The 1,466-nt window shown below is 61.9% G+C and carries 2 protein-coding genes; both read right to left on the minus strand.

The window, feature by feature from the left end:
• On the minus strand, window positions 1–396 hold a 396-nt coding region (locus L995_RS34215; RefSeq protein ID WP_231574369.1), incomplete at its 3' end, for an ABC transporter substrate-binding protein.
• A 241-nt stretch (window positions 397–637) separates the two neighbouring features.
• Window positions 638–1,466, minus strand: an 829-nt coding sequence (locus L995_RS06320) for an ABC transporter substrate-binding protein (protein WP_231574370.1), incomplete at its 5' end; no start/stop codon positions are given.

The raw sequence follows: 1,466 nt of genomic DNA on the forward strand, positions 1-1,466 counted from the left end.
GGCCGCGTAGTTGAGGTAGACGACTTCCTTGCCCTTGTTGCGCGCGTTGTGCTTTTCCAGCGCATCCATGATGGCCAGGGCCGGGCCCGAGCCGTTGCCCTGCACCACGTAGCGTGCGCCCTGGTCCATGGCCGAGCGCAGCACGGCCGTGGTCTCCTGCGGGCTGAGCTTGTTGTCCAGCGGGATGATCTCGAACTTCACGCCCGAGGCATTTTTCTTGTTGAACTCCTCGGCCATCAGCTGGAAGGTCTTGAGCTGGTTCGTGCCCACGGCGGCCATCAGGCCCGACAGCGGGTCGATCCAGCCGATCTTCACCGTCTCGCCCTTTTGCGCCCAGGCGCCCGAGGCACAGGCCAGCATGGCCGAGGCGGCCACCGAATGCACGATCCACTTCATTTTTCTGTCTCCTTTTTCCGGTTGATTCGGATATCTGTATTGGCGCCAGACTAACGCCTGAATGACAATTTCCCTTCGGGGAATGCCTTAGAAACTATCGCGCATGCGACTTCGCCGCAGTCCGGGACACATTGGCGACAGATCGCCATCGATCAGCCCATGAACCCGTGTTTTGACCGATTTCAGGCAAAAGAAAGGGGCGCCTCGCGCCCCTTGCGAAGTCAGCCTGCCTGCCTGGGCGTCATGAAGGACGCTTCATCTGGCATGAGGTGGGGGTACTGGCCACATAGGGCTCGTAATATTTCACGGGCACAAAGGTGTAGCCGGTGTTCTCCGAGTCCATCGGGTACTTGCCGCCGGCCTTTTCCCAGCGCGAGATGAACAGGCCCTGCTGCAGCTGGTGGTCGGTCTTGCGCATCTCCACTTCGCCGTTGAGGCTGTTGAACTTCATGCCCTCCATGGTGGCCGCCACCTTGGCCGGGTCCGTGGTCTTGGCGCGCAGGAAGGCCTGGTCCAGCATGGTCAGGCCCGAGTACAGCGAGCCGGTGTACATGTCGTCGTTGAACTTGGCCTTGTAGCCCTTGGTGATGCGGTCCAGCGGGCCGGGCAGGTTCAGGTGGCCGTAGCCCACCATGTAGACCTTGTCGGCGGCGGCCGCGCCCATGGCCGTGGGCGCGCCCGTGGCAATGGCGTAGTAGGTGTAGAACTTGACGTTGTTCAGGCCCGCGTCGCTGGCGGCCTTGATCAGCAGCGCCAGGTCCGAGCCCCAGTTGCCCGTGATCACCGAGTCGGCGCCCGATTGCTTGATCTTGGCGATGTAGGGGGCGAAGTCGCGCACCTGGGCCAGCGGCGAGAAGTCGTCGCCCACGATCTCCACATCGGGGCGCTTGCGCTTGAGCATCTCCTTGGCGTACTTGGAGACCTGCTGGCCATGCGAGTAGTTCTGGTTGATCAGGTAGACCTTCTTGACCTCGGGCACGTCCTTCATGTACGTGGTCAGGGCCTCCATCTTCATGGAGGTGTCCGCATCCAGGCGGAAGTGCCAGTAGCTGCACTTGCTGTTGGTCAGG

The sequence above is a fragment of the Delftia sp. ZNC0008 genome, from assembly GCF_000799035.1.
Lineage (GTDB): Bacteria > Pseudomonadota > Gammaproteobacteria > Burkholderiales > Burkholderiaceae_C > Comamonas > Comamonas tsuruhatensis.